The following is a 5539-nucleotide window of genomic DNA, read 5'->3' as shown; positions in this document are numbered from 1 at the left end:
CTTGCTCAACTAGAAGGGGCAAAGCTAAGGTAGAAAAGCTTTTGGCACAGTTGGAAGCATTGATAAAAACTGAATAGAAAATTGCGATGTTACTTTGGAGCCGCCTTATAGCGATCGCAACCATCGGTCTTTGTATACGCTTTCAACTCATCGTCAAACCCATTGAGTATCAAACGCATCTTGCCCAGTTCCATAAATCAACGTGAGTTCGACGGATAGAAAAGCGCAAAAAGCTTGCGATGTATGAATTTGCTTAACTGGGCATACAAAAAGGCGATCGCGACGATTGATTGAGAATCGGTAAAAAAGTGACAAAAAATGCCGAGACTAAAAATATCTAAGAAAAATCAAGGTCAGGGCTTAGTCTACCATTGTATCTCGCCCGGAGGCGGAGCGTCTCCGGCTCCGCTCGATATCACACAAATTTTCTGCGACGTAGATGATTTCTGTAACCAATGGGAAAATCTCTGGCGGCAAGTACCACAATTGCCATCGACAACAGGAGAAAGGCGTAGCACTTACAGTATGCATCTATCGGAAGTGATGACGATTGCGATCGCCTTTCATGGTTCGGGCTACCGGACAAACAAAAGAGTTTTATACGCTGCATGTATTACCTAGTTGGCGTAATGCATTTCCAAACCTGGTCAGCTACACGAGGTTTGTAGAATTGATGCCCTGGAGTTTAATGCTACTGTGCTGTTTTTTGAACACATTAACGGGCGAAATTACGGGGATTAGTTTTATCGATTCAACCCCAATCAACGTTTGTCATAATTGTCGAGCGCATTCTCATAAAGTATTTCAAGGATTAGTCGGATGGGGAAAAAATTCTGTAGGTTGGCATTATGGCTTTAAACTACATTTGATTATTAACGACAAAGGAGAATTACTTGCTTTTAAGCTCACTGCTGCGAACGTAGATGACCGAAAGCCTGTTCCAGAGATGACTGAGGATATAATTGGTAAACTTTTTGGAGACAGAGGGTATGTCTCACAAAAAATATTTGAAGAACTGTATGAGCGAGGTTTAGAGTTTATTACCAAGTCAAAGAAAAACATGAAAAACCGTTTGATCAAACTGATTGATAAAATCTTGTTACGCAAGCGAGCAGTCCGCCGAGTCTGTTAATGATTATCTCAAAAATGTATGTCAAATAGAACACTCACGACACCGTAGTCCATTAAACTTTCTGGTTAACTTGTTAGCTGGTTTGGTTGCTTACACCTACTTACCTAACAAACCCTCTATTGATATTTACCCTAAAGACTTGCCTGCACTGCCTCCTGCTCTTTTTTAGTTCTGTCGAACTCACGTTAACAATAACGTTGCGGGTTTTGACAACTCCAACGATGTGATTAATGGTCAGGGGGGTAATGACATTATCAATGGCTTGAGTGGCAATGATTTGCTGCGAGGTGGCACTGGTAATGATACCTTCATCGGTGCTGCGGGTAATGATATTCTCGTTGGTGGTGCGGGTGCTGACAGATTCCTTTACAATACTAATGCTGCTTTTGCTACTTCTGCTGTCGGTGTAGATACCATAAATGACTTCAACAGTTCTCAAGGTGACAAGATTGTACTGGATAAGACTACCTTTAGTGCGATCGCTTCTACTGCGGGAACAGGTTTCAGTAATACCAATGATTTTCAAATCACTAATTTAGCGGAGACTAGCACGGCGAAAATTGTCTACGATCCTTTGAGTGGGCAGTTGTTCTACAACCAAAATGGTAGCGCGGCTGGTTTTGGCAGTGGCGGTCTATTTACGACTCTAACGGGTGCGCCAAGTCTCACAGCATCAGATTTTCTGTTGCAAGCATAGTTTGCTCAAAACTCAGTTATCAGTGAACAGTTATCAGTAGTTGAAACTGCGATTACTATATACTGTTCACTGATTTAACAATATGCTTTTTGGTTGGGTCAGTGAGTTGTGTACTTGTACTTAGATTTCTGAGAGTAATTCCTGTGAGAGAGCAGTTCAATTTGATTCTCTTCAAAGTGAAACAATTCGTCAGAGTTTTTGTTAGGCATCAGCGCATAGCGCCAGCCATCACCGAATTGTTCAGCTAACTCAGTACCACTTGGGTAGTAATAAAGCCCCAGAATGATGCCGTCTTTAGTACGCTGTTCCAAGGCAAAGCAAGGGTAGCCCCAGTGTTGGGGAATGGATATTGTGGGTTGCATATTGATTGGTGAATGAAGGGATTATTGAGGGGAAGGGGGAAAGGGTAAAGGGGAAGGGAATTAAGAAATTTCCCTTTAACCCTTCCCCTTTAACCTTTTCCCAGGCGAAGCCTACTCTTTACGCCGTTACTAACTCTGCTCTCTCCAGCAGTCGTTGCAATTTATCGCCAGTTAGCTGTTCTAACGGTTGCTCTAAAAAATATTCATCAAAAATGGATTTACCATCAGTAGACACGTCCACCATTGATAGCGATTGAACTGCTTCCACCGCACATCCACAGGGTAGTTGCTGACATTCCCCAGTACGCATCACCCACCAGTCGCCATCAGTGCATCCCACTTCGCCCAGTTTTACGTCGTTGTGGTAAATGCCATCGTCGATGAGGGGGAAAGGGGAAAGGGAACCAATATTTAAAAACAGGGTTTCGAGTAATGAAAAGCTGATTTTTATCCAGGTGCGTGCCTCAAAAATCTTCTTTTTACTTTAATCCATATTTAATGCTGAAGGGCTTTATACCGGATGTGGGAAATAACTTTGGTCTTCTTCCTTTACCCGCAATCCCATTCCCCTTTCTCGATAAAGTAAAAGGTTATCAATAGACTTATCCAAAGAAAGTTTCGTAAACAGGGCAATTGATCATTAATTTTTCAATAAAATAAAAAGTAAAAAAGTAATGACTAAAGTTAGGCTGATTGATACTGAGATTTTACATTTGGATAAGCTTGCTACGATCGCTCTGCAAGAAGGAATCTTGTCTGCACAAAACCTCCTAAGTGCGATCGCTACAGATGAAGATTTTCTGAAAAAGGTTACGCTTGCTTTTGGCAATGGCTTCGATGCCAAGAAGTTAGAGAACTTGCGTCAGCAATGGGAAAATGGCAACTTTGAAGGGCTTCCAGCAATTGACATTCGCCCAGCAGCAGACATAAACGGTGCTAACGGAGCTTTTGCTAAAGCGACTAACAGGATTTATTTGTCTCAAGAATATATTGTACGGAATACTGCTAATCCTCAGGCGATCGCTGCTGTTGTTTTAGAGGAGATTGGGCATTTCGTCGATGCTCAGATTAATTTATCCGATGCTCCTGGAGATGAAGGTGCAATTTTTGCAGCACTGGTTCAAGGGGAGCAGTTGGATGAACAAGCACTTCAGGCACTCAAAGCCGAGGATGATACGGCCACTGTTACCTTAGATAGGCAAGTCATTCAGATAGAGCAGTCATCTGGATCTGTCACGCTTTCCGGAAAAATTCTTTGGACAGATAATGCTGGTAAAACGCACCCAGTTCGTGAGGCAACCGTAAAGATCTTCGATAAAAATCTGATCTTTAGCGATGAATTATCAGTAAGTCGAATTTTATGGGATCTTGCAGATGATAACCAAGATGTTTTTAAGAGCGGACTGAAAGATGAAATTGCTACGGGTCATGAAAAACTTTATGACATCCTCAATAACAAGATATAGCAATCCTAAATCAGTTGTGAAAATCAATCATACATAAATATTTTGGAAAAATTGAAGATTTGATGGTGAATAACGAGTTCAAATAAACGCTTAACAATGGCGAATGATTTACATAGATGATAAAACTCTCTAACAAACTTTTTCGCATATAACCAAATATCTTCCACAGGATTTTGTGTTGGGTCATTAGGAGCAAAACGAATACAAGTTACTTTCCATTCATTCTCGTTTAGCTCTTGATTTACAGAATTTAAATATTCTTGAAATTCAACTGACCTATGATAACTAGCTCCGTCCCAAATCAAAGCAATGCGGCTTTTAGGATATTGAGTAAGCAAGTATTCTACAAATGCGACGTGCGTTCCGCCCCGCTTCGCTAACGCTGATTTAGAATCACCTTTGTTGAACGGCTTAATCAAAAATTCTTGTGTATAATAATTAAGTGCGCCAAAGTATGTTTGTTTTTGCCTTTCGTTAACAACTGGAACCTCAATTCTTTCTTGAGTATTACCCCAAATATATCCACAAATGTCTCCCCACAACAAATGACACTCATCCTCAAAAAATACAACCATTTCTCCAGACACAATCTCGCTTTGATGTGCATTGAGCCATGCTGTAATTTCTAGTTTTTTTTTGCTACTAACTCTGGGTCTTTACGTGGGTTCTTTTTTTGTGTTTTTTTCCAACTTATAGATGCTTCTTTAAATAGGTCGTAATAGCTTTGCTTTGACTCAAATGCTATATTGAAACTATCTTCAATGTACTCTTTTAATTCATTTAAATGTCAGTAATCCTTTTGTTTAAGCCATTCAATCACTGTTTGTTTTTGTTTGCTATCAAGATAACCCCTCGAACCTTGATATTTAAGTTTTAATCCTGCAACCCCCTGTTCCACAAAAATATATTTCCACTTATTGACAAAGCCTAAAGATACGTGCAAAATTTCTGCAATCTGAGAATGAGTGTAACTTTCCATCACCATTTGTACAGCCAGCGCCCGTTTCAATTCTCTCTTGTCTGGGTTTCCTTGGATAAAATCTCTCAATTCTTTCATTACTTAGTTATGCATTTTATCTATATTAATTAGATTCAGCTTATCGTTATGTGTAATTTTTCACAACTGATTTAGGATTGCTATAGCTAATTTAGATAGTCTTGATAAGGTTTGGAATTACTTTTTCAAAACTTCAAATGATGCAGAACGTGTGAAAATAGGATCTATTTTTGAAGAGTATTTCGCTGCCAAAAGATTTCGGCTTACCAAATCTTGGGTTAGGTTTTCTTAACGATTCTAAGGCATCAGTTGATCTCGACTACACGTTCAATTTTGGTTTTGGTATTGATACTGCTAATAATAATGAGTTTTTCTTAGACACCTCTCCTGATAAAGATATCAGCATTTCACTCAAGCCTTCACTGCCGACAGCAGAAGCTACCCTTGGATTCCTTAAAGTTACTGCAAAAGATATGTTTAAGGAAAACAACTTTAGCAATCCTGCTCTCATTTCCGATGGATTCTATATCAGTCAACCCGTAAATGGTGACAACCTGGCGTTAGGCGGTTTGCTAACTGCGGCAGCTGGCGTAAGTCTTGGAGCTATCGATCTGACTGTGGGGGGCGGTATTGGACTGACAGTTAAATTCAATATATCTGACAGCGCTGACAATCAAGATGGGATTGATGACGGCAAAGCACGAGGCAGTGCCCTCGACGAGCCACTGTGCCTATTTGCTCCAGAAGGAGTTTTATCTGCGATTATTTTTGCGTCTCTTTCTCTTAATGTTGGCTTTTTCAGCATTACCAAACGCCTCAAGCTTGCTAACATCAACCTGATCGATTTCAGTACAGGATGCTCTAGTAGTAACCCGCACTACAACG

At 40.3% G+C, this 5539-nt stretch carries 4 protein-coding genes and 3 pseudogenes; 4 read left to right on the top strand and 3 right to left on the bottom strand.

Translation table 11 applies throughout. The annotated features are described in order from the left end of the window. The first annotated feature begins 375 nt into the window (after positions 1-375). A pseudogene (locus LC574_RS24080) lies at positions 376-1132 on the top strand (IS982 family transposase). Positions 1133-1352: 220 nt separating this feature from the next. Beyond that, a pseudogene (locus tag LC574_RS24075) lies at positions 1353-1829 on the top strand (hypothetical protein); the annotation flags it as partial. Positions 1830-1927: 98 nt separating this feature from the next. On the opposite strand, the gene LC574_RS24070 reads toward LC574_RS24075, so the two are convergent. Together LC574_RS24070 and LC574_RS24065 are read right to left on the bottom strand one after the other, a co-directional pair. Then, positions 1928-2191, bottom strand: coding sequence for a hypothetical protein (locus tag LC574_RS24070; RefSeq protein WP_229456081.1), 264 nt, complete (start codon positions 2189-2191; stop codon positions 1928-1930). 118 nt (positions 2192-2309) lie between these two features. Then, positions 2310-2501, bottom strand: coding sequence for a hypothetical protein (locus LC574_RS24065; protein ID WP_229456080.1), 192 nt, complete (start codon positions 2499-2501; stop codon positions 2310-2312). A 364-nt stretch (positions 2502-2865) separates the two neighbouring features. Between LC574_RS24065 and LC574_RS24060 the strand changes: the two genes are divergently transcribed. Next, a complete protein-coding gene (locus LC574_RS24060) occupies positions 2866-3657 on the top strand; it encodes a hypothetical protein (protein ID WP_229456079.1) in 792 nt (263 codons plus the stop codon). Positions 3658-3680: 23 nt separating this feature from the next. Here LC574_RS24060 and LC574_RS24055 read toward each other — a convergent pair. Next, positions 3681-4714 (bottom strand): annotated as a pseudogene (locus LC574_RS24055) (IS630 family transposase). 170 nt (positions 4715-4884) lie between these two features. Between LC574_RS24055 and LC574_RS24050 the strand changes: the two are divergent. Further along, a partial coding sequence (locus LC574_RS24050; RefSeq protein WP_229456078.1) for a hypothetical protein occupies positions 4885-5539 on the top strand: 655 nt, incomplete at its 3' end.

The sequence above is a fragment of the Nostoc sp. CHAB 5715 genome, from assembly GCF_020829685.1.
In the GTDB taxonomy this organism is placed as follows: domain Bacteria; phylum Cyanobacteriota; class Cyanobacteriia; order Cyanobacteriales; family Nostocaceae; genus Nostoc.
This window is presented reverse-complemented; position numbering and strand designations above follow the sequence as displayed.

What these genes read in the sequence shown, in the direction of transcription:
- LC574_RS24065 (WP_229456080.1), bottom strand. Translation starts at nt 2,501, where the DNA reads ATGCGTACTGGGGAATGTCAGCAACTACCCTGTGGATGTGCGGTGGAA.
- LC574_RS24060 (WP_229456079.1), top strand. Translation starts at nt 2,866, where the DNA reads ATGACTAAAGTTAGGCTGATTGATACTGAGATTTTACATTTGGATAAG.
- LC574_RS24070 (WP_229456081.1), bottom strand. Translation starts at nt 2,191, where the DNA reads ATGCAACCCACAATATCCATTCCCCAACACTGGGGCTACCCTTGCTTT.